The 25,364-nt window shown below is 46.7% G+C and carries 32 protein-coding genes; 27 read left to right on the top strand and 5 right to left on the bottom strand.

What is annotated here, in order from left to right; translation table 11 throughout:
- Positions 1-176 precede the first annotated feature (176 nt).
- The 4 genes from ABWW03_RS09975 to ABWW03_RS09960 all read left to right on the top strand — a co-directional run bounded on the left by ABWW03_RS09975 (position 177) and on the right by ABWW03_RS09960 (position 4,921).
- A complete protein-coding gene (locus ABWW03_RS09975) occupies positions 177-911 on the top strand; it encodes a tyrosine-type recombinase/integrase (RefSeq protein ID WP_353408023.1) in 735 nt (244 codons plus the stop codon).
- A gap of 82 nt (positions 912-993) precedes the next feature.
- Positions 994-2,190, top strand: coding sequence for an ABC-three component system protein (locus ABWW03_RS09970; RefSeq protein ID WP_353408021.1), 1,197 nt, complete (start codon positions 994-996; stop codon positions 2,188-2,190).
- Positions 2,190-2,687 carry a three component ABC system middle component gene (locus ABWW03_RS09965; protein ID WP_353408019.1) on the top strand — a complete coding sequence of 166 codons (498 nt, stop codon included), beginning with the start codon at positions 2,190-2,192 and terminating at the stop codon, positions 2,685-2,687. Before ABWW03_RS09970 ends, ABWW03_RS09965 begins: the two co-directional genes overlap by 1 nt.
- Before the next feature lie 2 nt (positions 2,688-2,689).
- On the top strand, positions 2,690-4,921 hold the full coding sequence (locus tag ABWW03_RS09960; protein ID WP_353408416.1) for a DUF3732 domain-containing protein: 2,232 nt from the start codon (positions 2,690-2,692) through the stop codon (positions 4,919-4,921).
- A 75-nt stretch (positions 4,922-4,996) separates the two neighbouring features.
- Here ABWW03_RS09960 and ABWW03_RS09955 read toward each other — a convergent pair whose 3' ends face one another.
- The 3 genes from ABWW03_RS09955 to ABWW03_RS09945 all read right to left on the bottom strand — a co-directional run bounded on the left by ABWW03_RS09955 (position 4,997) and on the right by ABWW03_RS09945 (position 7,480).
- Complete coding sequence (locus ABWW03_RS09955; RefSeq protein ID WP_353408018.1) at positions 4,997-5,608, bottom strand: site-specific integrase; 612 nt, start codon at positions 5,606-5,608, stop codon at positions 4,997-4,999.
- A 577-nt stretch (positions 5,609-6,185) separates the two neighbouring features.
- On the bottom strand, positions 6,186-6,602 hold the full coding sequence (locus ABWW03_RS09950; protein WP_353408016.1) for a hypothetical protein: 417 nt from the start codon (positions 6,600-6,602) through the stop codon (positions 6,186-6,188).
- 536 nt (positions 6,603-7,138) lie between these two features.
- On the bottom strand, positions 7,139-7,480 hold the full coding sequence (locus tag ABWW03_RS09945) for a helix-turn-helix domain-containing protein (protein ID WP_353408015.1): 342 nt from the start codon (positions 7,478-7,480) through the stop codon (positions 7,139-7,141).
- Between the two features lie 208 nt (positions 7,481-7,688).
- Here ABWW03_RS09945 and ABWW03_RS09940 point away from each other — a divergent pair, with 208 nt between their 5' ends.
- The 20 genes from ABWW03_RS09940 (at position 7,689) to ABWW03_RS09845 (ending at position 17,968) form a co-directional block, all read left to right on the top strand.
- Positions 7,689-8,096: a hypothetical protein gene (locus ABWW03_RS09940; protein WP_353408014.1), complete on the top strand. Its 408-nt coding sequence runs from the start codon at positions 7,689-7,691 to the stop codon at positions 8,094-8,096.
- Positions 8,093-8,365, top strand: coding sequence for a hypothetical protein (locus ABWW03_RS09935; protein WP_353408013.1), 273 nt, complete (start codon positions 8,093-8,095; stop codon positions 8,363-8,365). The genes ABWW03_RS09940 and ABWW03_RS09935 overlap by 4 nt, the downstream gene beginning before the upstream one ends.
- The gene (locus ABWW03_RS09930) at positions 8,362-8,616 is read left to right on the top strand and encodes a hypothetical protein (RefSeq protein ID WP_353408011.1); all 255 of its coding nucleotides are present in this window, start codon (positions 8,362-8,364) and stop codon (positions 8,614-8,616) included. The genes ABWW03_RS09935 and ABWW03_RS09930 overlap by 4 nt, the downstream gene beginning before the upstream one ends.
- Positions 8,613-8,999 (top strand): hypothetical protein, encoded by a 387-nt coding sequence (locus ABWW03_RS09925; RefSeq protein WP_353408009.1) that lies wholly within the window; start codon positions 8,613-8,615, stop codon positions 8,997-8,999. The genes ABWW03_RS09930 and ABWW03_RS09925 overlap by 4 nt, the downstream gene beginning before the upstream one ends.
- A 233-nt stretch (positions 9,000-9,232) precedes the next feature.
- Positions 9,233-10,729, top strand: a complete 1,497-nt coding sequence (locus ABWW03_RS09920) for a replication endonuclease (RefSeq protein WP_353408008.1) — start codon at positions 9,233-9,235, stop codon at positions 10,727-10,729.
- A gap of 124 nt (positions 10,730-10,853) precedes the next feature.
- The gene (locus tag ABWW03_RS09915) at positions 10,854-11,078 is read left to right on the top strand and encodes a hypothetical protein (RefSeq protein ID WP_353408007.1); all 225 of its coding nucleotides are present in this window, start codon (positions 10,854-10,856) and stop codon (positions 11,076-11,078) included.
- Positions 11,079-11,299: 221 nt separating this feature from the next.
- Positions 11,300-11,710: a hypothetical protein gene (locus ABWW03_RS09910; RefSeq protein WP_353408006.1), complete on the top strand. Its 411-nt coding sequence runs from the start codon at positions 11,300-11,302 to the stop codon at positions 11,708-11,710.
- A 65-nt stretch (positions 11,711-11,775) separates the two neighbouring features.
- Complete coding sequence (locus tag ABWW03_RS09905) at positions 11,776-12,168, top strand: hypothetical protein (protein WP_353408005.1); 393 nt, start codon at positions 11,776-11,778, stop codon at positions 12,166-12,168.
- Positions 12,168-12,578 (top strand): hypothetical protein, encoded by a 411-nt coding sequence (locus ABWW03_RS09900; RefSeq protein WP_353408004.1) that lies wholly within the window; start codon positions 12,168-12,170, stop codon positions 12,576-12,578. Before ABWW03_RS09905 ends, ABWW03_RS09900 begins: the two co-directional genes overlap by 1 nt.
- Positions 12,559-13,248 carry a hypothetical protein gene (locus ABWW03_RS09895; RefSeq protein WP_353408003.1) on the top strand — a complete coding sequence of 230 codons (690 nt, stop codon included), beginning with the start codon at positions 12,559-12,561 and terminating at the stop codon, positions 13,246-13,248. Before ABWW03_RS09900 ends, ABWW03_RS09895 begins: the two co-directional genes overlap by 20 nt.
- A 349-nt stretch (positions 13,249-13,597) precedes the next feature.
- Positions 13,598-14,407 (top strand): major capsid protein P2, encoded by an 810-nt coding sequence (locus ABWW03_RS09890; RefSeq protein WP_353408002.1) that lies wholly within the window; start codon positions 13,598-13,600, stop codon positions 14,405-14,407.
- A gap of 54 nt (positions 14,408-14,461) precedes the next feature.
- Complete coding sequence (locus ABWW03_RS09885; protein WP_353408001.1) at positions 14,462-14,845, top strand: hypothetical protein; 384 nt, start codon at positions 14,462-14,464, stop codon at positions 14,843-14,845.
- 3 nt (positions 14,846-14,848) lie between these two features.
- Entirely contained in the window at positions 14,849-15,049 is a 201-nt protein-coding gene (locus ABWW03_RS09880) for a hypothetical protein (RefSeq protein WP_353408000.1), read from the top strand.
- Entirely contained in the window at positions 15,049-15,801 is a 753-nt protein-coding gene (locus ABWW03_RS09875; protein WP_353407998.1) for a hypothetical protein, read from the top strand. Before ABWW03_RS09880 ends, ABWW03_RS09875 begins: the two co-directional genes overlap by 1 nt.
- A 1-nt stretch (position 15,802) precedes the next feature.
- Positions 15,803-16,402: a hypothetical protein gene (locus tag ABWW03_RS09870; protein WP_353407996.1), complete on the top strand. Its 600-nt coding sequence runs from the start codon at positions 15,803-15,805 to the stop codon at positions 16,400-16,402.
- On the top strand, positions 16,399-16,788 hold the full coding sequence (locus tag ABWW03_RS09865) for a hypothetical protein (protein WP_353407994.1): 390 nt from the start codon (positions 16,399-16,401) through the stop codon (positions 16,786-16,788). The genes ABWW03_RS09870 and ABWW03_RS09865 overlap by 4 nt, the downstream gene beginning before the upstream one ends.
- Positions 16,781-17,092: a hypothetical protein gene (locus ABWW03_RS09860; protein ID WP_353407993.1), complete on the top strand. Its 312-nt coding sequence runs from the start codon at positions 16,781-16,783 to the stop codon at positions 17,090-17,092. The genes ABWW03_RS09865 and ABWW03_RS09860 overlap by 8 nt, the downstream gene beginning before the upstream one ends.
- 37 nt (positions 17,093-17,129) lie before the next feature.
- Positions 17,130-17,615 (top strand): structural protein, encoded by a 486-nt coding sequence (locus ABWW03_RS09855; protein ID WP_353407991.1) that lies wholly within the window; start codon positions 17,130-17,132, stop codon positions 17,613-17,615.
- Positions 17,612-17,839, top strand: a complete 228-nt coding sequence (locus tag ABWW03_RS09850) for a hypothetical protein (protein WP_353407990.1) — start codon at positions 17,612-17,614, stop codon at positions 17,837-17,839. The genes ABWW03_RS09855 and ABWW03_RS09850 overlap by 4 nt, the downstream gene beginning before the upstream one ends.
- 3 nt (positions 17,840-17,842) lie before the next feature.
- Positions 17,843-17,968, top strand: a complete 126-nt coding sequence (locus ABWW03_RS09845) for a hypothetical protein (RefSeq protein WP_353407989.1) — start codon at positions 17,843-17,845, stop codon at positions 17,966-17,968.
- Between the two features lie 35 nt (positions 17,969-18,003).
- On the opposite strand, the gene ABWW03_RS09840 is transcribed toward ABWW03_RS09845, so the two are convergent.
- Positions 18,004-18,477 carry a hypothetical protein gene (locus tag ABWW03_RS09840; RefSeq protein ID WP_353407988.1) on the bottom strand — a complete coding sequence of 158 codons (474 nt, stop codon included), beginning with the start codon at positions 18,475-18,477 and terminating at the stop codon, positions 18,004-18,006.
- A 182-nt stretch (positions 18,478-18,659) separates the two neighbouring features.
- Positions 18,660-18,905 carry a hypothetical protein gene (locus ABWW03_RS09835; RefSeq protein WP_353408428.1) on the bottom strand — a complete coding sequence of 82 codons (246 nt, stop codon included), beginning with the start codon at positions 18,903-18,905 and terminating at the stop codon, positions 18,660-18,662.
- Positions 18,906-19,658: 753 nt separating this feature from the next.
- On the opposite strand from ABWW03_RS09835, the gene ABWW03_RS09830 reads away from it, so the two are divergent.
- From ABWW03_RS09830 to ABWW03_RS09820, 3 genes are all read left to right on the top strand, one after another.
- On the top strand, positions 19,659-20,117 hold the full coding sequence (locus ABWW03_RS09830; protein ID WP_353407986.1) for a helix-turn-helix domain-containing protein: 459 nt from the start codon (positions 19,659-19,661) through the stop codon (positions 20,115-20,117).
- On the top strand, positions 20,114-20,686 hold the full coding sequence (locus ABWW03_RS09825; protein WP_353407985.1) for a PIN domain-containing protein: 573 nt from the start codon (positions 20,114-20,116) through the stop codon (positions 20,684-20,686). Before ABWW03_RS09830 ends, ABWW03_RS09825 begins: the two co-directional genes overlap by 4 nt.
- A gap of 379 nt (positions 20,687-21,065) precedes the next feature.
- Positions 21,066-25,364 (top strand): SpvB/TcaC N-terminal domain-containing protein (locus tag ABWW03_RS09820; protein ID WP_353407983.1); only part of this gene is annotated, 4,299 nt, incomplete at its 3' end.

The raw sequence follows: 25,364 nt of genomic DNA, 5'->3' as shown, positions 1-25,364 counted from the left end.
AGTACACGGATTCTCTCTTTACCGACAAAACGGCAATAATGCACCCGTTGCACTAATTTTGGAGCGTTCTTTTAGATAAAAGATAAGTCCCTGATCTTATATGGGAAACAGTGTTGCCCATATGGAAAAGCCCTGCCTATAATAGGGCTTGTTTTGCACCTCGGTTCAAGGACGAAATGGTACATATAACAGCCAGTAGCAAAAGATTATCCTCGACTCGCCCAGGCCGACTCTTTCACCCGGTGAAAGAGCCCTCGATCGCTTTTCCGATCCAGTCTGTGCAGATCGACTGGGACCGCTTAGTAGCCAAACGGCCCATCATTCTGGACACCGTCGATACCATGCCGGTGTACCTGCTCAAGCCCGAAATCCTGCGCTTGCTCGACGCCGAAAAACACCCGACCTTTCGTTTGATTCTGGACCTGATGTGGACCACCGGTCCCCGAGTTTCTGAGGTGCTGGTGTTTAAACCGACGCCCATTGTCGATGACGGCTATGACTTTGGGGTGATCCCCAAAACGCTGAAGCAGCGGCCCGGTCGGCTCGCGAAAAAGGCCCTGCAGCCTTCCCCGAAACGTTACATCCCTATCACCGATCAGGCTCTGGAAGACCGCATCAAGAGTTACCTCTACTCGGGAGACTTCAAAAAGACCGAGCGGATTTTTCCGAAATTCCGACAGATGATGAATCGGTATATTCATGCCTTGGTAGAGCGAGTAGAGGAGGCGCCTTTTACAATCAGTGCACATACCTTTCGTCATTCGTTTGCCATCCATTTGCTGTTACATGGACGACCATTGAAATACGTGAGTCAGCTGTTGGAGCACAAATCGGTGGACAGTACCGAGATTTACACCAATGTGCTGACTGTCGACGGGGCACATTTTTTGGACGGAGTGGATTTTCATTGATGGACCGTTTTCGAGCCAAAGCAGACACTAATTAAGTAACTGGCCCCTGAATTCAGAAGTTACAAATTACAAGGAAAAAAGCATGTCTAATACTTCGCAATTCGACGCATCAGCTTCGATGTTAGGTTATATCTATCAAATTAGATTTGCTCTGTATTTGTCATTAAAAAAGCTCTCGGATTTGGCTGATCCAGATCAGTTTAATGTCTCTATCGAGAAGTTGGACGACATCGCATTCGATAGTGATGGTTCTCCGGAAGAGCTTTTGCAGACTAAGTTCCATGGTAAGGAAGGTAACCTCACTGATAGAAGCCCTGATATATGGAAAACCATTAGGATTTGGGTAGAGTCGATTAAATCTGGAGAGATATCACTCGGGAATATAATTCTATCATTAGTTACGACACAAGCTGTTGCGGAGGGCTCGCTGGCAAGTTTGTTGGGGGTTGGCCCAAAAAGAGATATAGATGAAGCGCAGCGAATTATGTCTGGGATCTGTGAAGAGTTAAATCTGACAAATGACAAAGGCTATGAAGCCTTTAAGAGTTTGAGTATTGCAGAAAGGAATAATTTGTTGAGTGCAATCTATGTTGTTGGAAAGTCAGATGACCTATTAAAAATCAGAGAAAATATGAAGCCAATCGCCAGGCAGTCTGTACCTGTTCTGGCAGTTGATGCATTCCTCGACCGAATTGAAGGAAGTTGGTTCAAGTGGGTTGTGGAAGCTCTGAGTAAGACCCCATCAGGTGTCATCAATTTAGGCGTTTTACAAGAATTAATTGAAAATATACGACCGGAATATGCTCTCACAAACCTGCCTGCTGAATATGTTGATGCGTTGCCAAATGCGATGGACGTAGATAATGACATGCGGATATTTGTTAAACAAATGCGTTTGTTTAATGCCCCTAAAAAATTAATCGAATTGGCAATAACAAATTACTACAGAGCGTTTGAGCAAAGAAATAAGTGGGCTGGAGACGGTTTGTTGAACCCGGGTGAAATCAGTGGTTTTGACAGAAAACTGTTTGAGAAGTGGTATGAGCAACAGGCGTTTATGGAAATGCAGGAATCACTTGATACCGAGGAAGCCAAGAGGGCGTATTCAGCGAAGCTGTATCAGTACTGCCAGCAGCAAGGTGTTGTTCCTATTCGGCCTGATTTCGTAGAAGAGTATCTTTCCAAAGGCTCCTATCACATGTTGTCAGATGATCTAAAAATTGGATGGCATCCTGAATTTGAGCAGTTAGGTGATGCGAGCAACGAGGGTGTTGCCTAATGATCATTGAGTCAGAACTCTCCAAAGAAGAGGCCAATCTTTATAACCCCGCCTACGTTGGGGTCGTCTTGTATCAGGCGATTCGGGAATGTTCAGAAAAAAACCAGCAAGGACTTCATTGTTCGCTTCTTTATTTAATTGCACCGCTTGCATTATGTGGTCGCTACTCCTCTGTATTGCCTGCCTCTGTATCGACGCCACTCGCTGGTTGGGCTTCGGACTGTGAAGGGTACTTAGTTGGATTTGCTAATTCAGTTAGTGCATATATTGATGTGGTTAACATGGCAATGGTATTTCTACTTGAACAGAAAGCTATTTCCTTATCGGAAAATGGCTTCTTTCTGATTAATAACGAAGCTATGCCAAAATTACCAGCGATGGTTAATAAGAACGAAGCATTTAAGAAGGCATTTTTAAGTGCTGGATTTTTAGGTCGATGGTTTGGCCAATCTCCCTCAGCTGAGGGGATCTATACGCATTTGGGAGTAATGCCGTGACTATGCAGATATTAGCTGTTTCATTGTATGGAAAAAATGGTCAGCGACGAGATGTTACGTTTAAGCCTGGTTCAGTAAATATCATTACAGGAGCTTCGCAGCGAGGAAAAACCTCGCTAATCCACATTGTGGAATACTGTTTGGGTGCCAGTGAGTGCATGGTGGCGGCTGGCCATATTCGACAGACTGTAGATTGGTATGCCATTTTATTGCAATTCCCTGACTGCCAGGTATTCATAGCGCGGGCAGCCCCAATGCCTGGCTTAAAAGCAACTTCAGCCTGCTATATGCTCGTTGAAAAAGAAATTTCCTTGCCGAGCAAATCGGAATTAACGAGTTCCACCAATATTGATAGTGTTGTGTCATTTTTAACCCAAAAGGTTGGTGTTCCAGAGCATGTTACGGAAGTTCCGGAAGGACAAACCCGGCATCCGGTTACCATCGGGTTTCGCCATTCCAGATATTATCTATTCCAAAGTCAGACTGAGATTGCCAATAATGAAATCCTCTTTCATCAACAGGCAAGGGATAGAGTCCCGCAGAATATAAAGGATACCTTGCCATATTTTATAGGTGCCGCCGAAGACGACAGACTCTCCGAAATGGAAAGGTTGCGATCGTTAAAACAAGATCGGATGCGTCTAGTAAAGCAAATAAAGGAAATTGAATCTTTAAAGGGGGATGGACTTCAAAAAGGCTATTCACTGTTATCAGAGGCGGCAGAGCTGGGGTTGTACATCTCGGAGAATCTGATTCCGAAAGATGAGGTTTTATTGGACCAGCTTGAGCTGATTTCGCGTTGGTCGCCGTCATTCGATGCTGATGTGAGCGATGAGCAGGATCCACTTATTGCCTTGGAGGCAGAGAATCGACGGCTCCAGAGCCAAAAACGGGCGTTGAAGTTAAGGCTCAGGGAAGCCCAAGACTATACCTCCTCGGAATCTGGCTTTGAACAGGCTGTAAACGATCAGGTTTACAGGCTCCAGTCAGTTGGGTTATTTAAGAAGTTTGAAGCTGTGCCCGACGTCTGTCCTGTATGTGAGAGTCAGCATGAAGGGACTTCAAAATTCCAGGAAATAATTAAGTCATCGTTAGCAGATCTTTCAGGAAAGTTGCAGGGTGTTGGGCGTACCAAGCCTCGTATTAGTGGCTATGTCAATCAGTTGTTACAGGAGCAGAGCGAGCTTAATAATCAGCTTAAACTCATTAAACAATCTATCGGTAAGATTAGATCGCAAGAAAGCGACGATGAGCAGCGTGATGACTTGAACACTCTGAGAGCCAAGTTGGCTGGGAAATGCAGCTTGTACTTAGAAAGTGTAGATTGGGCCGATGACAACGAAAATTTAGAAGCGCAGTTGGCATTGTTAGAAGAGGAGATGTCGGTCCTTTCAGAAAAACTCGATCCGGAAGCTCTAAGAGAAAAGCTGGAGGCTCAGCTTAATTGTATTTCAGAAGACATGACCGTTTGGTCGCAGGAGCTTGGTCTTGGATACAGCAATCATCGAATCCGTTTAGATGCTTCAAAATTAACCGTTGTTGCTGATACCCCGGATGGGCGTGTCACGCTTGATAAAATGGGAAGTGGTGAAAACTGGATGGGTTATCATGTTGTTACGTACCTCGCATTGGCAAAGTGGTTTATAGAACGCGCTCGTCCAGTTGGACGCTTTATTTTCTTTGATCAGCCTTCCCAGGTCTACTTTCCCGCTGATAAATCTGAGTCCGGTGATCTTTCGGAAATTGACAAGGATGAAGACAGAATTGCTGTTAAAAAGTTGTTCGAATGGATTTTTAAAATTGTCGAAGAAATGTCTCCCGAACTTCAAGTGATCATAACTGATCACGCAGATATAGATGAGCCTTGGTATCAACAAGCCATTCGGGATAAAAAATGGCGTGGTGAGGATGCGCTTGTTCCAAGAAGTTGGTATGAGGAACCACAGGTTACAGAGTCGGACTTAAATTCGTATCTTGAAGAGCTAGTTGTTCGTTGTAAAGAAGAGCTTAACTATACGCCTACATATTTTATCCGGATGCTTGAGGAGCATGGGGCAATTCGAGCGGTATCTCAATTAGTTTTGGATCCAAAAGTATCTGAGGGTTTCACTAAGCTAGCATTGGAGGGGCGTCTTGACCTGAGTGTCGAGTCAGTTGTTCTTGAGAGTCCTTGGTCGTCGTTATTTGATGAGGATGTGATTCAGGCTGCTAAGATAAAACTAAGGAGAAGCTAGTGGCGGTGCAACATGCGTATTCCGTATTCGTGGGACAGTTTACTTAACTAATGTCCGCTTATGGCCGAAAAACGACTATTTAATGCTCTTCAGAGCATCCTCCAAAACTTCCTCAGGAGGCTCTTCATAGATCAAAGTGGTTGAAGGGTTGACATGCCCTGCAATTTTTTGGGCTATTTTGACTGATTTCTTCTGCTTGTGAATAACATTCGTAATTAGCGAACGTCGGCCACTGCGCGAACGGGCTTTCTCAATGCCAGCCCAGTCACGAAGCATCAAATCCATGTGCTCTTGCAGTGTATTGGGAGAGTAGGGACCGCCTTTCTGAGTAATAAAAAGAGGGGAGGAGGGTTTTAGCTTCTCCTCTTTACCGAGTCGCATGTTTAAATAATGAACCAGAGCGCCACGTAGATTCTGATCAACCATGGGGAGATCCCGTGATTTCCCTTTATGCTGTTTAACTGGTGGGTAGAAATTTTCTGGGTTTACGTCTGCGCCAGATTTATCTAAGACTTCAATTTGCCGAACAACTTTGTCAAAGCTCTCAATATCGAAGCTGATTGTTTTTCGTTGGTAGTGACTTTTGGAGCGCTTCATTGCATCTGCACCTTTGGTATAGGCTGCAGGTAGACTCATCACTTCCAACAATTTGAACTCGGTACCAGAAGGGTTAAGCTTGGTACTCATCTGATACATTCATGAGGCCAACCTCTATGGGATAGCTCTGTTTAGATAGGCCACTGGCTTCAAAGTCGATGATCCACATCCCTCTTTTTGCCGCTGACCTCACAAAGTGCGCATAATGTAGACATAGAGTTTATGTTACCCGTGGGCACGCTCTGCTGAATTCGCAAATGGCAGTATAATATTCCGTCATTTGCGAATTTACACATAAACTCTGTTATGCGAATTTATGCGTTTAGAAATACTCTACATAATATTCCAACAGTTAAAACTATTGGTGATAGGAAGGATAAACAAACCAGTACCGTATGCCTGCATCGGTTTTCCCTAGATGTTATTAAATCTTGTATGTGTTGATGGGCACATTTCCACCGCTCAAAATGTTCCCTGTCGGTTCTGTTGGCTTCTCTTGTTCCATTTTCATGTTTTTGTTGAGGGAAATGCTGGCAAAGTACTGTTTGAAAGCTTTTTAAATCATCCATTGATTCAGCTTGTCTTTCGGGGTCAAATGCTTCGCATACTATGCTGTTATATTGTTTCGTAGATCCGTCATAGGTGTGCCTTGTCATATGTCGTCCTTTTACACTTTGACTTCGTTATAGTATTGATCGCAGGATGGGCAGCATTTTTCACCAAACACTTTAAATCCCTGAGCGGCCTCTTTAAGCCTAACTTTCATATTTTTAGTTTCGACGCAATTTGAACAAAAGGGGCCATCATCATCTTCTGTAAAATATGCATACCCTTTAAATGTTAAGTTTTCTTTTTCACTCGTTTTTTTGATTTTATTAATTTTCTTTTTTAACTTTGTAATTTTTGTTTTTAAGCCTGCATTTTCCTCAATTACGCTTGCTAGCTCGATCTTTGATTTTGCTAGCTCCATGTTTAGATCAGCTAGTGCGTTGCTAAATTCTGCATCTCCAATATTCTTACTTATAGCGTTTAGTCGTTTGACAAGATCTAGCGCATTGCTGATCGATACAATCACACTGCTCACTTTTATAGGCTCCTTGCTTTGTTATGTGTGTATTTTCAATCTAATGTTTTTGTCCGCCAGCGGAGAAAACCTGATTGTTATTTAATCTAGATTTTTACCTAACCTGGTTAAATTATCGTTTTTTAGCTTGTCAGCCGGGCTGACACTTTGCTTTGATCCCCACAGGTTCGAATTCTAAATTTGTGATATGAAAGGCAGGCTTGTCCGCCAGCGGACAATAAGTGAAGCATTTCGCCTGTTCCTCTCAGCCCTTTGGCGTCAGCCAGAGGCTGGGGCGATCGGGCGGTACCGGTTTAGTATCACCTATCACCGGTACAAAGTCTCCCACGGGAGAAAATTCAGCCTTAAACGACCGTAAATAGCTGATTTCAGTATGATTATTGATCTTTTTGGAAGGTTGTATCGGGAAAACGCAAAAAGCGCGCATAATGTATATAACGGCAATTATGGGTAAATGGCTGTAGCCCTTGCAGGGCGGGGCTTGTAGCGAAATGGGGGGGATAGCCAAATTGGCGTTTTTGCTCGAGCAGGCCGTATTACTTCTTTATAACCGGCGAACCCGCTGGAAGTGTCGATTTTTCAGGCCCAACAGCGGCCGCTGCCATTTCAACCAACCTCTCAAGTTGGCGTTTCTCAAACTCACTTTGCGCGCGTTCTGCGTGAATATTCGCAATGATAAAGGCTGGGTCTAAACCCAGTAGCTCTGCGGCTTTGATAGCGGTGTCATCGCTCATCGTGCGGCCATGTTTTCGCCAGTTGGTCATGGTGGTTTGGCTGACTTCCAGCTCTTTGGCGGTGCGATAGTAGCTCCAGCCTTTCCAGTCTTTTAGGCGTTCAACAATAGATAGTGTGGTGATCATTAGGTGGGCGCAGTTCATAGATCAATTCCTTCTAAAAATGCCCTAAATTCCGTTTTTAAGCAAATCCATATAGTCACCAGGGGGTTGTAGCATAACCGGGTGGTGACTAGTATTGTCCTCGCTGACAGTTCAGTCGCCGCCTCCCCTAATCGCAGGGCGTGGTTCTCAGGGGAGGGGGTGTTATCGAACGTCAGCCGATAACACTCACTGAATAGGACGTAAAGCCATGGAACTTTGTTACATGTTTTTTCAGTCTGCTCAAAAACTACTGTCACGGGCAGACTCGACCATAATCCAAAAAACTGACGCTCTCGCGCGTCAACTCCTTCCGCGATTACATGCCAATTCCAGCATCGACGGTCGCAAAGAAATGTGGCTTTCAATGAGCGTTGATCTAAAAAAGCTCTATTTGCGCGATGCGGTAATGCGTTGGCCCAATGAATTCAAAAAGGAAAGTTTGCAGGCTTACTGCGACCGATACGAGGCGCTGCCATACGAGTCTCACGAGAAACTTTTCCGTCTGATCTACGCGCAAACCAAAGAGGCTTTTGAGGCATGTTGTGTGCCGTTTGCTGTTGAGCATATGAAGTCGGGCTTTATCGCTGGTGAAGAAGATAAGAGGGGTGCAGCATGATTAATCTAAGTGATGGAAGGTTGAGCATTCTAAGTAGCGATATGGGCGTGAAGTTTATATCTGTAAGAGTTGATACCAAAAAGTGCGAGCCATTTTTATTTTTAAAGGGTGATAAAAGCAGAATCGTTGTTGGTGTCGAATTTGGTGATAGCTTGGATGTGCATTTTAAAAATGAAAATGAGCTGCTGAGATTCTGTCAAGGTCAGGGCTTGCCGATTCATGGCTTGCTGGATCGTATCGAGCAATTGCGATACGAGGTGGCGGCATGAGTATTGAGTTTAAAGAGGGTGATTTCAAAATAGACTTTATCGTCATTGCCATGTCGAGCGTTGGCAATGATGAGAAGCAGGCACATGAATATGCGGTGGGTGAAATTAGCCGTTGTCTAAAATTATCTCTACGCTTTATGCAAAGCGATTGCCGTGCAATGTCTGATATCTATCAGTACTGGGCGAAAGAATGGCGAGCGGTGGCGCATGAACTTTCGGCTCCGGCTCCAAAGTGCGAGGTGGTGCAATGAGCGATTCATACATTTTGCTTGGCGTCGCTTTTCTGGTTTTTTCAACCTATATCGTAATGGGCATTGCCTGTTTTTTTCTCTGGAAATTGAATGCCAAAGCTCGTGAGGAAATGAGCGAGGAATTATATATTGCTCGTGAACAGCGAGAACAGTACCTGTGTCGAAATCATGAGCTTGTTGCAGAGCTGAATGAATTAAGGGGCGATTCGCTCCCAGTGTCTGAAATCCCTAGGCCTGCTACCGCCAAAATTCCCAAAGAAACAATTGAATTGGTTTTGGTTGTTGGCTTGATGTATTACGGCGCTTACAAGGGGCTGAGTGCCGAACGATGCGTTGCCATAATGAAAGACTACCTTGCCGGTAAAAAGCGGGGCGAAGTATGAAACTCGACTGGCAAGGTGAGCAAAAAAAGTTTGAAGGTCAGATTAAATGGAACATGCGCGACTCTGAGCGCTTTCTGTCTGAAATCAAACATGGTGTAGGTCGCAATGCTTATTTCGAGGCGGCGGGCTATAAACGTTCAAATTTGCTTGGTGGTGGGCAAGGTCCGCGCCATGCAATTTCCCATGATGTAAGAAAAAATGCTGCCTATGTTGCGGCGAATAACGCGCTTCGTTTGACCGATGAAAAGCTCAAAGTTTTAGACCTGAATTTGTCTTGGGACGATGAGTCAATTAAAAACTGGGCTGAGAGTAAATCAAAAGAATGTTCTCGCCTTGCTGATACTTCACCTCTGCCGGGATTTATGATTCGTGAGCTTGTTCATTCCTACGGCTTAACATTTCCTCAGTTCTGTATGTTCGGTCTTGAGGGCGCAATTGCCAGAACCAAATCGGCGGCTTGGTGGCGTCGACAGGCTCGGGTTCTGCAAGCGAGAAAAAAGGATCAATTGGCTAGAAGTCTGCGTTTGGTTCATCAAAAAGCACAAGTCTATTGCAGTAATGAAGCCGTAAGGTTTCGTCGCGTTCAAGTTGCAAGAAACCGAGCAATTTTAGAATCAATGGAAGCCACGAATAACGAAGCTGACGTTTACACGTTGGCCGAGCTTTCCGATTTATCGAACAGTAACCCTGAGATTCGTAGAAATGAATTGATGGTGAGAATGCGAGGCTTCGAGGAAGTGGCTGACGAGCTTGGTCATGTTGGCGTTTTCATCACTACTAGTTGCCCTTCGGCATATCATCCAACTAAACAAATTTTTGGCTCAAGCGGCCGCTGTGTTCGCGTTGTCAAAAATCAAAACTATAACGGCGCTACGCCAAGGGAGGCCCATGCTTGGCAAACCAAAACTTGGGAGCTGGCTCGGGCGAAGCTCAGCCGTGAGGGTATTCGTGTCTACGGTTTTCGTGTTGTCGAGCCTCATCATGACGGTACACCTCATTGGCACGGATTGTTTTTCCTTGAGCCGGAATTGCTCGACGATTTTAAAGCAATCATTCGCGCTTACTGGTTACGCGAATTTGCCGACGAGGCCGGAGCAAAAAAGTATCGTACCAAAGTGGTTGATATTGATAAGTCCCGTGGAAGTGCAGCGGGTTACATCGCCAAATATATTGCTAAAAACATTGACGGTACGCACATTGCCGAAGACCTGCTGGGCAAACCTGCTGCGGATAGTGCTGAGAGGATATGCGCGTGGGCCTCCTGTTGGGGCATTCGCCAGTTCCAGCAAATCGGGGGACCTAGTGTCACGGTTTGGCGGGAGCTACGTCGAATTGATCCACATGAGGATGAAGCTATAGAAGAAATCCGAAAAGCCGCCTCTGATGATTCAGATTGGGCGGCTTTTTGTATGTTGATGGGTGGTCCAATGGGGGAGCGTGCAAACGTTCCATTAAGGGCTGCACGTTGGTTAGAAACCAATGAGGAAACCGGGGAGTTTTTAGATTGTCCGGTAAACCGGTACGGCGAGGATTCGAAGGGGTGCGTGTTTGGCCTTGAGTGCATGAAAACCGGGAAATTTATCCTGTCTCGCTTTTATCGCTGGTCAATTGATCGCGTGGGCGCGGCGGTGGAATCACTGCTAGAAACTTTTGAAAAAACGGAAGAAGAGCTGAGCGACGAGCAGCTCGATTTTCTCCGTGGGCCGGGCGGTGGTTATGGATTTACTTAATGATATTTTCTTTTCGCTGGCTTTATCTGCATGGGTTGTTTGGGTTTTGCGGGTAGGGTGGCATTCCAACTCGCGTTAGCGAGTTGCCTTGGACTTGTGTCAATAACTGTACTGGAGAAGGTTGATGGTTCGTGAATTGAATTTAAAGCATGGAGACCTTAAGGGCTCTTTGATCAAGTTGGCTGAGTCAAAAAATTTCAGCCTGGGTGAGGTAAACGAAATGAGACAGCTTTGGATGGAAGCCGTTGCTGGTTGTCGTGATCTTCGGCTTGATGATTTGGCTGATATTTCGGAGTTTGTTGTTCATGAATTGTGCCTGCTAGAACAGCATATTCGTGATGCTAGTTAGAAAAATGAAGCAAGCAATATTCAACTGGTTTATAGGTCTATCTTTCTTCAAGAGCGAGCTGTCACGATTTGTTGAGCGGTGTGAATCTGATGCTCTCGACTCTGTAGTCATTCGGATTTGGATTGAAAGGAATGTCGTTTACGAGTGCTCGATCAATCAGGCTATTGGTTATGCTGAATATATGCATTCGCCGTGGATAGTCGATCGGAGTATTGGCGTGTGTGGAAAGTCAGCTCAGTTACAAATTGGTATCAGTGGCAATACAAAAGGGCTTTGAAGTGAAGAATAAATTAATTTGTCTGGCCATTGCGGCCAGTTTAGGGGGCTGCTCTTTGGCGCCAGTAGCGTTGCAATACTGCAATGATGCTGAAACCCGGGCAGCATTACGTCAGATCAATCCGGTAGCGTCTGTATCGCACGGGGTTGGGGTAGGGTGTATCGCCCTGCAGGTGAGAGAGGGTATCAATGAAGGGGCAAAGAATAATGCAGCTCGTGGAAATAGAGAAAATCCACCAGCAAACGAAGGTAATGGAGAAGTTCATGGCCGATGTTCGAAAGATGGGGGCGGCTGTGATGTTCCCAGCGATGATGAAGCGGGGGGAGGAGCTTCTACAAAACCAGAAGGAAATTGATCAGCTGATAAGCGACCAATAAATTTTTTTAATCTGCTCGTCGTGAGACGCCAGGAGTAGCCGAAATGGCAAACACCAACCCGGGTGGCGATGTCGCCACCCTGTCTTCATCCGCACTATCAAAGCTGTGGGGAGACAAAATCACCGTTAAGAAATCCCAGAAGCCTGGGAAAACTTATCCACTCTACATGGCCACCCCTACGGGGCCGGTATTTTTAAACAGCAAAGCTGGTCAAGATTTTCTATTGGAGCATGGTGAATTTAAAGGCGCATCCCCAGAGGCTGCCCCTGAGCCCGCGCCGGTAGATTCCCCAGAAACCCCAGCCGACATTCCCCAGAAAATCCCAGCGGCTCCCCAGGAGCCAGAGAAGGTCATTAAGCACCCGCCCCCCAAGGCAGCAGTTGGGGGAGGTGATGAAGGTACGTTGATGGGTTGGCTAGATCGGGAGGTGTTTTGATGGATACCCCAACAGATTCATTGGAGTTGGAGCTCCAGGAAATCAAAAACGAGGATTCGGCACTTGAGGTGGCACCACCGCAAAGCGAGATAGTAGCTGGGGAGCAACAACAAGCCCAGGAGCTGAGCGCCAAGTCTGAGTACTTCGGTCTGATCAAAACAGTCTTAACACCTATGCCAGGGATTCTATGTCCGGCCTGGGGGATTCAGGAGGCGGAAATTGAAGCGCTGGCGGATGCTTATGCAACGGCCTGTGCTGAGACTTGGCCTGGGGGCGTTGGGGAAACGGGGCCTTGGGTGGGTGCGCTTATCACCACCTTAGCGGTTGTTGGCCCAAGGGTGAGATTGCCGCGCCGCTTGAAAGAAACCCAGGGAGAAGAAGGGGGAGCCGATGACGGTGCCGCAGATTAAATCGGGCAAGTTGTACGCCCTGATTGGCCGATCTCGCTCGGGGAAAACCCAGAAAGCCCTAGACCTCATCAAGGATATTCCGTGTCTGTTGATTTGGGATGTTGAGGAACAGTATTCCCAGGTTACCCATAGGGCGCGTTCGCTTCCCGAACTCACAAAGTACATTGAACTTTGTGCGGGCAAAAAGGCGGTCATTGGCTACACGGGGTCACTGGGCGATTTTAACGGCTTCTGCAAGCGTGCTTTCTGGTTTATCCGCAAGTGTGGTGAGCAGGGCGTTAAATCCGGTGTGGTGCTGGAAGAAACCGCAGACGTAACAAACCCAAGCAAAGCCCCAGAGTGGTACGGGATTTTATTGCGTCGTGGTTTGAAGTACGGGCCGGACATTTTTGCCATCACTCAGCGGCCAGCCGAAAGCGATAAAACCTCAGTGGGTAATGCGTCCATCGTTCACCTGTGTGCGCTCAAGTTACCAAGTGATCGCGACTACATGATGCGAATGACGGGCTTGCCTTTAGACCTGATTAAAGGGCTTAAGGCCGATCAGGATAACGGCAAATTTGATTTCGTAACGATCGACGATAACAGCTCAACGTATGACCTGGGCCAGCTCACGTTCTCCGGCAATAAACCCAAATTCACCATCAATCAAGCCCAAATTCCCCTATAGGGGAGGGCTTGCCTTGTTTCTGGGGAGTGCGCCTACAGTGGGGGCATTGAAAGCGAACTCAACAAACAAATCCCTGGGGGACTTATGAGCATGAAAACCATTTTGAAAACCGCTGCTATCGCTGTTGTTGCTGTAGCCGTGGGCAAAAAGGTTCCTGGTCTTAAAGACTACTTGTAAACCTGAACTGTATGTAACGCCGTGAGGCGTCACGCGAAGAAGAAAATTTAACGGGAGAAATCACCGTGAAAAACGTTAATTGGGCAACCGTTGGAGTGACCATTCTGCTTATTGGTCTTGGTTCCAGTGTTTCCCGCGAATTCAAAAACTTTGTAGATGGGCGGGCTCTGTAATGCGCGGATTAGAACCACTAGGAACAATCACTAACAACAATGTGCGGAATGGTCGCTGCATTTTGGATTTGCCAGTCGGCATGACCTACGACTTTATCCAATTGAAACTGGAAAACATTACTCCAGAGCAAATGGAGCAATTCAAAGTCAAAGTGGGTACAAACCCGATTTGGGACGTACCTCATGCGGGCATTATTCACGACTTGAACGTGTACTACAGTCGTAAAAACAAAGTGAGTTATTTAACGCTTTGGTTTTATCGTCCTGAAATGGCCACCGAAGAAGAGCGCATGATGACCAGCCTCGGAACCTTGGGTCTTTCCCAGGTAACCGTTAACTGGAAAAACAATCTTGATGCCGGTGACCCTGAGCCAGCAATTACCGCTTACGCAATGCGTCGTAAAGGTGAGCCCTTGGGTCTGATGACTAAGATTAAGGAATTTTCCAGTGCGAACTTGGGCAGTGGCCGCGTTGAGCTGACGAAAATTGACAAAGGCCCGCGTATTCAGGCAATGCACTTGGATAATCCTGCCATTTCTGAGATTGAGGTGGACGTAAACGCAGGCCTGGGTACGGGCAAGCTGATTGACGCCTCAAAAGAGTTGTTGGAAACCACCCAGGAGCAAGCGGTGCACGCTCGCACCCCTGTGTCTGCCAAGTTTGTGCATGTTGATTTCAACCTGCAGGGCAAGATTATTGCCAACTTGAAAACCGATCAATTGCAGGATTTGCGAATCTACGCAAAACAGCAAGCGGCGGGGACAATCAACAACTATGTGGAATACATTGATGCGCTAAACGGCATCTAAGTGTTTCGCTAAAGAGCCGGTCACTGATCGGCTTTTTATTCTGAGGTGTAAAAGATGGAAAGTAACAACGGGTATTTAGACCCTAACTTTTACAACAATCTGAGTCAGGGTACACAGGACTATTACGCGGCTGCCAGTGCGAGCGATGCCGGTTTTATCCCTAGTGGTATATCCAGTACTGTGGATTGGCTGTTGGGTGCGTACCAGAGCTACAAAGTTAGCGAAACCATGGGCGACCCTAAGATGGTGGCAAACCATCCGCAAAACACCCAGTACAACCCAACGGGTAACGACACCAAAAACATTCCGATTCAAACCGGTGCTGTACCGACTGGCCTTAATGGTTCAACCACCATTGCGGGCATGAAAATTAATAACGGCGTTTTGATCTTGGCTGGTATTGGGTTGGTCTTGGTGGCATCTGGCAAGCTGGGGTAACTCATGGGCGAACTGTTTGCATCCTTCGGTCAAATTGCTGGCGGTGGTGGGCCAACCACAACCACCAGCGGTGGGCCGTTCTATGGTGGGAGTAGTGGGCCAGTAAGTTTTGGTCAGTCTCCCGAGCAAAGCAATAATCAAATGTTGATGATGACCGTGGGCTTTGTTGTCCTGGTCTATGTCGCAACAAAAGGTAAGAAGTAATGGGCTTTTTGGGTGGCGGTTTTTTTGGTTCTGGTGCCAGCGAAACAAACCAGACTTCAACATCAAGCACCAGTGGCAACCAGGCCAGTGGCGGGTCTGCTGGTGCCAGTATTTCCGGTGTCGAATTTCATAAAAAGAGTTCGGGCAACTCGGTAACGATCAATAACACCATCACCGATTATGAAACGGTGGGTTTGGCGTTTGATCTTGCGGGCGATGCTATCAGCGGAATGGAAAACATTGCGTTGGCTGGTGTTGATCTCTATGACGATTACGCCAGGAATGTGAACGACTTAAGCCTGGGTGTTCTCGATACAGCAAGCGACCTCTTTGCAATCAATGCGGATTTGTTCAAGGAAACTTCGGCTAATCAGATTACAGCTGTAGAAAATTTGATTGCAAGCAATGAGGAAATGGCACGGATCAATGCAGAGATCAATGAAAATGCTTTGGTCTCAGTTGACAGTGCCTATCGGGGCGCGGCGCAATCGGTAGAGGCGATTACAAGCACAAGTTTTTTGGCTGTTGAGCGCTCACAGGATAAAGCCCTGGCTGCTGTTGAAGAAATTAATTTATCCAGTATGAGTCTGGTAAAAGAAATTTCCGATAACTCGAACGTCGCGGTTCAAGCGGCTATTGATGGCGTCATTAAGGGCGAGCAATCGGAAACCGCCCTGGTAACTGAATCATTTATCAAGTGGATTGCAATGACCTTGATGGTCGGCGCGGCCGCTGTGGCATATCGGAGTTGACATGTCCCAGATAATTCATAAATTTGGCGCGGGTGAAGCGGTAACGTTTCCTGAAATCGGTGCCTATGTTCGCCTGCTTAAGGGTAAGGGTGCTGTTAGCATTCGAGCGGATAATGGCGAGACTGCGGAAGCGGTTGTCGGCGTTGAATATAATCTGAGTGAGCCGGTTATCAAGCAAGATGACCTGGGCGAGTATATTGCTGGTTCGCGTCCGTTTAAAAATCTTCATATTAAAAGCGAGATCGAACAAGAAATCACACTTGAAATCAGTTATTTCGGTGTGAAGGATTCGCGCTTAACGGGTGACATTGACGTTAATGGTATTTTGTCGGTCGTTAATGCGGGTGGCTCTTCGTATAACCCGCTAATTATTGATTGTGTCGCCGATACGGCCCTTGAGGGTGTTCCGGCAAATATTGATCGTGTGGGTGGCGTATTCTGTGCGGATACTGATGGTTTTTTGTGGCCAAGTAATGCAGTGGCTGACGGCGTTGGAATTCCGTATTACAAGGGCGATGTTGCCAGCATCGATAACACAGCGGCAATGTGGTTCTGGCCTAAAGATGCAGGGAAAATTTATTGCATGGAGTCGTTGAAATGATCGTATCAAGAGCAGCGAGAAGCAGTAATTTAATCCTGACGCCTGATACAAAAATAGCTCAAAACTTTCAGGGCGAGGGCGGCAACATCACCCGCTTAAAGGGTGAAATTATCGGTTTGGTAAAACTTACTGATTTGCGAATGACTGCCTACGCCGCGACAACTCATCAATCTATTTTCACTTTGGAAGATGGCGAAGGTAATAACCTGGGAACACTTTCTACTAGTGGCGGTGGTGGTGCTTCACTTAGTTATGACTACACGGGAATTTTGATTAAGCCTGACGTGGTTGTTAATGGCCTTAAAATTCAGCATAGAGGCTATGCTAATAGCGGCTACGTTTTGAATACATCAATCTATGTAGAGGGAGTTTTGCTGGATGGCTAACAAACGAATTATAGGCGGCGAGCCTGCGGATATCGTTGCGCCTGAAATGAAAGAATACCTTTCCTATAACAAGGTAGATTTTATTAAGGCCGTTGGCATTGATGTGGTTAATCGTGTGCGCCGCAGTACAGTGAAGCAATACGTTTTTATTCGTGAGTTACTCGACGCCTCAAACCATATTGATTTTAACGAGCCTACTTACCGCGATATGTTAATGGCGGTTTCTGCTGATCCTGAGGCAAAGCTTTCTGTAGAACGTGCGGTTGAAATCATGGGGGCTCCTCACGATGGCGTCGCAGAATAATATTGCATTACTTTCTTTAATCGTCGGTGTGGTGGTCATGATTCAAAATCGAAAAAACAACAGCGGGGCGGCCGCGCCTGCTTCAACGGGCACGGGCACCGTGGGCAATGACTCAATGGCTCGGGGTATTCGAAACCATAACCCCGGCAATATCCGTCACGGTGATAACTGGCAGGGAATGAGCGACACTCAAACCGATGACGCATTTATTCAGTTTATTGCGCCAGAGTGGGGGCTTCGTGCGATGGCTCGGGTTCTGAATAATTACCGCGCCATACACGGCTTAAACGATGTGGCCGGGATTATTTCGCGTTGGGCGCCACCGTTTAATGAGGCCGGTGAATTTGAAAACGATACAGACGCTTATATCTCACATGTGGCTGGTGAGCTTGGTGTGTCAGCGTTTGAGCATCTGCCGGAATCAATGCTGCCTGAGTTGATGAAAGCCATCATCAAACACGAAAACAACAATATTCAGCCGTATTCCGACGCGTTGATACTCCAGGGGATTTCAATGGCATGAGCGCCTTCACTGACAAGCAATTAATCGGTATTGGTGTGGTCGGCCTGGTCGCAGTGGTCTATCTGTCGAAGAAAGCCAGCGAGGTTGCTACCGATGTTGGGCAATCGATCAACCCGATTAATGACCAGAATATTTTTTACTCCGGTGTTAACAACTTGGGCGCCTATGTATCGGGTAACCCAGATTGGAACCTGGGCACTTCCATTTATGATTGGCTGAATTAGTGAATGAGTGAATTACTGCAGTTATTGGAAACGGGCGGCGACGTTGGCCCTTATCTTCTTTTGCTGGCCATCTACAAGTTAGATCGGCGATTGCTGGCCGTAGAGGCAAGGCTGGCATCAAAGTTTTAAAGTAGGGGGCTGAGCCCCCTTTTTTGTGCCCGCGTTTAGCAGCCATGTTGGCGACTGGTAAGCTTTTCGCGGAGTTGGTGGGATTCGGGTCTGTCATTGGCTGCTAAGGCTGTTACGGGTCGTGAAATCATCGCTATAGACAGTTGTTGAGCTGGTGATAGCGCAGGCTTGATTCTGTCGAGTTCCTCTCGTTGCCGATCAAGCAGGCGCAACGCGTTTTTCCATTGGGCCAAGGCCCATTCATAGTGCTGGAGCTGAGCCCAGTTAAGTTGGCCTCTGTGCGTTCCGGTAATCAGGTGTTTGTCACGAAAATGAATATTGGTTGGCCATTGCTCAGGCATTATGCGGCCGCTGCGGATGGCGGCAAGCAGTCGGGTAAAACCAATTGGGGGTTTTGACTTTCCGCTGCGGTAGCGGCTGGCTGTGCGGGAGGATATGCCCAAGATCGCTTTTAGCTCGTCCAGAGTAAATGATTGGTATAAATCGGTGGTCTTGTGTTGATACATCATGTCGAATTGCATTCCTTATGTTGTTTTTAGCGCCACAGTTATAGATCAAATTTTTATAAGCTGTGGGGCCAAGCCCAATACTGGACGCCCACACAAAACCCCCATTTCCTATATGTCTAACTGATTGAGTTAAAACAAGTTTTGTTTTCTATTTTCCACAAATAACGCGCAACTTTTCAACTTTAATCTAAAATACACGCCATTTCGTCATTTTCACACAAATTATGCATCCGGGCGTCCAAACATTGGCCTTCTACCACACTGCGGCCTGTCCAAAAGGTGTCCCCGGCTACCGTCGCCGGAGAGCTGAAAACCACTCGCGCCTTAGCCGCATCTTTTCCAACAAAGTCATCAAACGCTACGCAGAAGCCGAAGACGGTCATATTCTGGAAGAGAATTACGATATTTTGATACTCTAAATCAAACACATAGCGCCCCCTAAGTGGTCAAACGTACGTAGTGATCACCGGCAACCTCCGTCAATATTTGGAGGATTTAACCGTAGATTGCCAAAGAAAATTTAAAATTGTTTGGGAGGCCTTAACTGCTCTCGGCTAAACTAAAAACAGGTCTTCCGGTTAGGTCTTATTTAATCGGGGGAAAACCATGTGGATCGCAATCTCTGTCAATGCATCTCTCTTAGTCTTTATTTATTTGCTCTGTCAATGGGTTGCCATCAGGGGGCCGCGGGATGAGATTACCAAGCTTAGTTTGATAATTTCTGGCCGCATCATGATCTGGCTTGTCATATCCTTAACGGTGTTGTTGCTAAACATAGTGAAATCCTCGCCAAGCAACCTTGCTCTTGAATTCCTTAAGTTTCTTTGAGTAGGATTAATGCTGTGTCACGCTCAGGTGTTCTCCCTGAGTTTTCTACAACCATTGCTGTGTGCTTTAAGTCTTTCTTAGCAAGGGCTGGGGCTCCGTCAGTGAGCTGGGGAGCAGGATAGTACTGCCTTTCGATCATGTAGAAATTCTCTGTATCACGCCTTTTTCTTTCTTATTGTCCCTTCTACTCTTCGATTCAATGAAGCATGCGTAATTACTGAACCTGTCGGAAATCGTCAATAGATCAGCTAGTGGCGTCAGTTTTCGAATATTGCGAATATTGACCCTTTCGGATATTGCGAATATAATGATGGAAAGTCGTTAAACTAATCCGATATAGAGGATGCGGGGCCATGGAAACCCTAACCAAACAACTGCCTTCCGCCGAAGAAGCCGCCTTAGCTAAGCACTCCAGCCAAGAGCTATCGGGGTATATTGAAACCAAGATGACCACCCAACAATTGTCCATTACCGATGCAGACGGCGTTGCTCATGCCATCAACATGCCGGTATCTGCGCTCAAGCTGTTGGTTAATGTGCTGACAGAGCTGGGGGAGGGCAATACTGTCAAACTGGTGCCCATCCATGCTGAACTGACCACACAGGAAGGTGCCGATCTATTAAACATATCGCGGCCAACCTTTGTGAAAATGCTGGATGACGGGACGATTCCCTTCACAAAAACTGGCAATCGTCGCAAGGTTCGCTACACCGATGTGCAGCTTTATAAGCATCAACTTGAAAACGATCGCTTAAACGCTCTGTCCGAATTGAGCGCCTTGGATCAGGCTGTTGGAGCCGGGTACGAATGAGTTCAAACTATACGGTAGTTTTTGACGCAAACTTGATGTACCCAGCGCCCTTGCGCTCCTTTCTGATGTACCTGGCTTTGTCCGGTGAATTTCGGGCCAGATGGACAGACATGATCCATGATGAATGGGTTCGTAACTTGTTAGCTAATCGACCCGACATTGATCCAGCGTATCTTCAAAAGACGCGAGATTTAATGAATAGCCATGTGCCTGGGTCAATTGTTACGGGCTTTGAGCCTCTAATAGATGCCATACATCTTCCTGACCCCGATGACAGGCATGTGGTTGCTGCCGCAATAAAAACTCGTGCAGAGGCAATTATCACATTCAATCTCAAAGACTTTCCTGAAGAAGCTATTGCTCAATACGACATTGAAGCGATTCACCCCGACGATTTCATTTCAAGCCTGATGGACCTTAATGTTGGGGCTGTGATTGAGGCTGCTCGGAGGCATAGAGGCGGACTAAAGAATCCACCTCTATCAGCCAGTGACTATTTAGACAAACTGCTTAAACAGAAGCTCCCCCAAACTGTTTCTCGACTTCGGGATTTTGAGTTAATGATTTAAGGGGATTCTGGTTTTCAAGGATGTATCTGCCAATCGCCACCGGCGAGTGCCTTTTACCCAGTCCATTCAATGTGCTCTCTGAATATATCCACTTGGTGGCTATCTACTTGCGCAGGAATGAAGTAGGCTGTTTAAACCGGTGATATTGCACACCCATTCCTCCACCTTCTGCACATCCATTCCATTTGGGCCTGCTCACTCTGCTGGAGGTGCTGCTCACCCCTTAACCAAGGTGTTCTAGAATTATCTACTTTGCTCAACATTCAATTCCATTAGCTTTGGGGTTGTTTTTTATGCCACAGCATGAATAATAACCACTCTTAGTTGGCTCGTCAGTAGGATGAGCTTTGTTGGTAACGCAGTATTTCAAGGATAGATCATGGTCTCTCGTGCCCTGCATTCCCTAAGTGCGTCTGCACTTTCACTACTTTTCAGCTGTTTTTTCTTTTCCGCCAGTATCCAAGCGGCTCAAACAGCGACACCTCCCGGTTTAAGTCTTCCTAGCATCACCTTGGAATCAAACCTTGGTGGTGTGTATCGTGGTGAACTGCCTGGACAAGCTCGGGTTGACCACTTGGGAGCTGCAGTTTACGAGGTTCCCCTTGAAATTCCTGAGCATATAGGCGCCTTGCGCCCCAATCTGAGTATTTATTACAACAGTAATTCTAACGATGGCCTTCTGGGGCGTGGGTGGACAATACGTGGGCTCGAAGACACTATAGAACGTTGCCCTATGACCAAGTTGCATGATGGGCAGGTTGGGTCAGTTCGTTATGACAGTAACGATCGCTTTTGTTTAAATGGTCAGCGTCTGATTGCGGTACAAGGTGCCTACGGCGCAAACGGAACCGAATATCGTACTGAGAATGATCGCTTTGCTCGCATCACCTCGATAGGTCAAAAAGGCAGTGGCCCGGCATCATTTAAAGTTGAAACCAAATCCGGTTTGGTGAAGCATTACGGTACTGAAACGGCGAAGTATTTGACGTTCGATCAGAATAACGTGGTGACTTGGGCGTTGAGCACCGTAGAAGATCGCTTGGGGAACATGTACAAATATATGTACGAGTCCATCAGTAGTGGTTTTCAAGTTCGACAAATTGCATTTGGACACAATGGTGTAGTCAGTAGCCGACAAACAATAGAGTTCACCTTCGGTGGGCGAGCGCAGAGAAACTACCAAGGCGGTTTCTACAAAATGGCGGCGCCTCGTTTTATTACCAGTATAAAGAGTCATGTAGATTTTCGGAGAATCTCCTATTACGAGTTTGAGTATGATGCTGCAACTATTCAAACTATTCCTCAGTTAAAAACAATCCAGAAGTGTGGTGAGAGTGGTTGCCCTTCACGATTAAATGTGGAATGGGCTGGTAAAAGTATATTGGCCGCAAGTTCCCAGACACTGGATGTACCCTACGAGCCTTTTAAGCCGACAGGTCCAAATTATTGCCCAAAAGTGATGCAAAAATATCCACGGTGGCATGACTTTGATGGCGATGGCCGTTTGGACTATCTGTTTCTTGAGCCCCAAAGCTCGTTTAGCTTTAATGCGGCTTCAGTTCTCAACACGAAGCTGTGGGTAAGTAGTCGCAATGCGATTGAAACTTGGCCCAGCGATGCGGCTAACGATGTTGAAAAGTTGGTCTTTGGTGATATTAACAATGATGGTAAAACTGATATTGTTAATATTGACAAAGGTGTATCAGGCAAAATTGAAGTTTCCCTATCCACCGGAACGGCGTTCAGCACCCAACACTGGGGTTTGGCCCCCATCGATCGAACTGTAACAAGCTGGCAAAGTCAGTCATATACGCAAGCTGCGCATGACATTGACTACAGTTTGCGCGATATGAACAATGATGGGCGTGCTGATCTCGTCACAATGTTTACATACTCGACCAGTAAACCGTACGGTTCAAATACGGTGACTTACTATTGGGTGGATGTATATGTAAGTTTAAATACAGGAACAGAGTTTTCTACTGAAGTGAAATGGGCTTCGGGTGTGGCCGGGGCTGCTGATTCCGGTACCTCTTGGACAGACGTCAATAATGATGGTCTTGTTGATTTGATTGGTGTCGATCATAAGTTTTTCATCAATGACAGCACTCAGTTAACTGGGGAAATGTGGGCTAATAACAACAACACGAGCTATCCCGTGAGCCCCGGCGCGGGTCGAGCGCGATTCATGGATGTTAACCGTGATGGACTTCCTGATCGATTGCTGTATACGAATGTGAATGGACAGCTCGGTTGGTTCGTGAGGCACAACAACGGTATCGGTTTTGAAACTTATGACGGCTTCTTTAGCAGTTCTAGCTCAGGATTTATTCCCGATATGAATGGTGACGGCTTTTTGGATACGTCAACATTCACCGTTAATGGCCCTATTCATGTTCATGGCGGGAACAGTGTAATCAACCTTTCTTCCAGTAGTTATGTAGCCAGTGGATCTGTGTCGGCGCACGCTCCGCCTTCGGAGCCCTATGCCAGTGGATCGTTTAATATGTTGAGTGGGCTTCCGAGTGGGTTCAACAGTCAAGGACACAAATTCCACCGTGAGTTTTTAGATTTTAATAATGACGGAAAGCTCGACAGCGTTATTTCTTTGGCGAGTATTTGTCATAACGCATACCAGTCCAGCTATCCGACCGCACAATTTGCAGAAAAAGGTAAAATGCTTCTGCAAATCAATTCCACAGTTGATGCGAATAAAGTCAGCAAAATTACCAATGGCTTAGGTGCCTATTCACAGTTTACCTACGATTCGATTGCCAATAGTAGTGTTCATATAGCGAGCAGTGGGGCGGCATTGCCGGTAAAAGATGTAACCGGTGGTCGAACTGTGGTGCACACCCTAAAACAACCCAATGGGATTGGCGGTGAGTGGACCAAAACTTACAACTATCAAGGGCGCAAGTTAAGTATCGATGGTCGTGGTGATTTGGGGTTTGAGCAAATAACTGTGAGTAACTCTCAAACGGGTATTGCGACAAAGACGAGCTATTCCCAAACCTTCCCAACTATTGGTCGTCCTATTGAGATTGAAAAACAGCATATTGCGAGTACACGCAGGTTATCTCGTACTCAGTATACCTATGCGACCCAAGGCACCATCGGCAGTGGTCCGGTCTTTCCCTATGTGAGTAGCTCAACGAGCCAGAAATACGATCCAGAAGATGGGCGTTTGCTCAGTACGCGTATTATTAATAATACTTTTGATACCTACGGTAATGTGACTCAGTCAACCACCGAACTCAATGATCATGAAACCGGCGTAACGTTCAATACACAAAAACAGCGCAACTTTACCGTTAATGCCAGCACTTGGCGTTTGGCTCAGCTGGATCAGGAGAAAGTACAGTTTGGTCAAAGTGGTGCCTATGATACTGCGCTCACCAGGACTACGAGTTTTGACTACTATGCTAATGGATTAGTCCATCACCGTTATCAAGAGCCCAATGCTGGAGCGCCCCTCGAATTAACACAGCGGTTCGAGTACAACAACAAAGGTCGACCGACTAAATCCGAAATTTCTGGGCCAGGTATTACAGCGCGCGCTAGCACAACAGCTTATGGCAGTTTGGGCTTGTTGCCGTCTTCAACACAAAATGCTTTGGGCCACCAAACCACCTATCAATGGAAGAAGTCTGGACAACTGATTCAGCAGGTCGATCCCAATGGTTTAACGGTGACTAACAGCTACGACAGTTCAGGGGTGCTGAAAACCAGCACCTTACCTGGTAACAATACAGTTCAACACTCATTGCGTCTTGACTCTACAGGCCAAAACAACGGGGCGAAATATTACACGGAGGTTGTGCCCGCCGGAAAACCTACGGTACGAACCTTCTACGACATGCTCGGTCGTCCAGTGCGCGTCCGAACTCAAAGTTTCGACGGTCGCTACGTGAATCAAGATACCCAATACGATGCCCATGGCCGCCCGTATAGGGTCTCCGAGCCATACTTCGATGGTGGCCCTCGGGTATGGAATACCACGCAATATGACGCCTATCACCGAATCAGTTCGGTCGATGCCGCCGATAATGTTTCCGATACCACGTTTGATTACGATGGCTTTGAAGCGGGTGTGAAAGACAATGCCAATCGACGTCAAGTGGCAAAAACCAATGCCAATGGTTGGTTGATTGAGTCTGTTGACAAGGCGGGTACAAAAACCGACTTCAGTTACAACGCGGCCGGCCAGCGTACTCGCGTTCGTAGCGCGGTGGGTTTAAGCAAACAGTTTTCGGTGTTGTATCAATACGACCGTTTGGGGCGTATGACGCAGCAAGACGATCCAAGCCACGGCGTTTACAGTTACAAATACAACGCTTTGGGGCAAAGAGTAAAAGAAATCAGCCCGAAAATGTGGGCGGCGAGTCAAAGCGTGCAGTTTGCCTATGATCTCTTGGGGCGTATGACCCATCGCTATGAACCTGAAGGCACAACCACATGGGAGTATGATAATACCGCCAATGGCAATATGGGCCTGGGTAAATTGCATCGCGAAAGCATGACGGGTTTCAGTCGTCAATACGCTTACGCAGCCGGTCAGTTTGGTCGCTTAACCTCAACCACCACTCAAATCCAAAGTGTGAGCTACACCGAGGGCATGAGTTACGACAGTGAAGGCAATCTGGAAACCATAACGTATCCGGTAACTCCGGGTAGC

Source organism: Pseudoteredinibacter isoporae, from assembly GCF_040372805.1.
GTDB classification, from domain to species: domain Bacteria; phylum Pseudomonadota; class Gammaproteobacteria; order Pseudomonadales; family Cellvibrionaceae; genus Pseudoteredinibacter; species Pseudoteredinibacter isoporae_A.
Note: the sequence above shows the minus strand (reverse complement) of the source record. Positions and strands in the feature narration are given on the sequence as shown.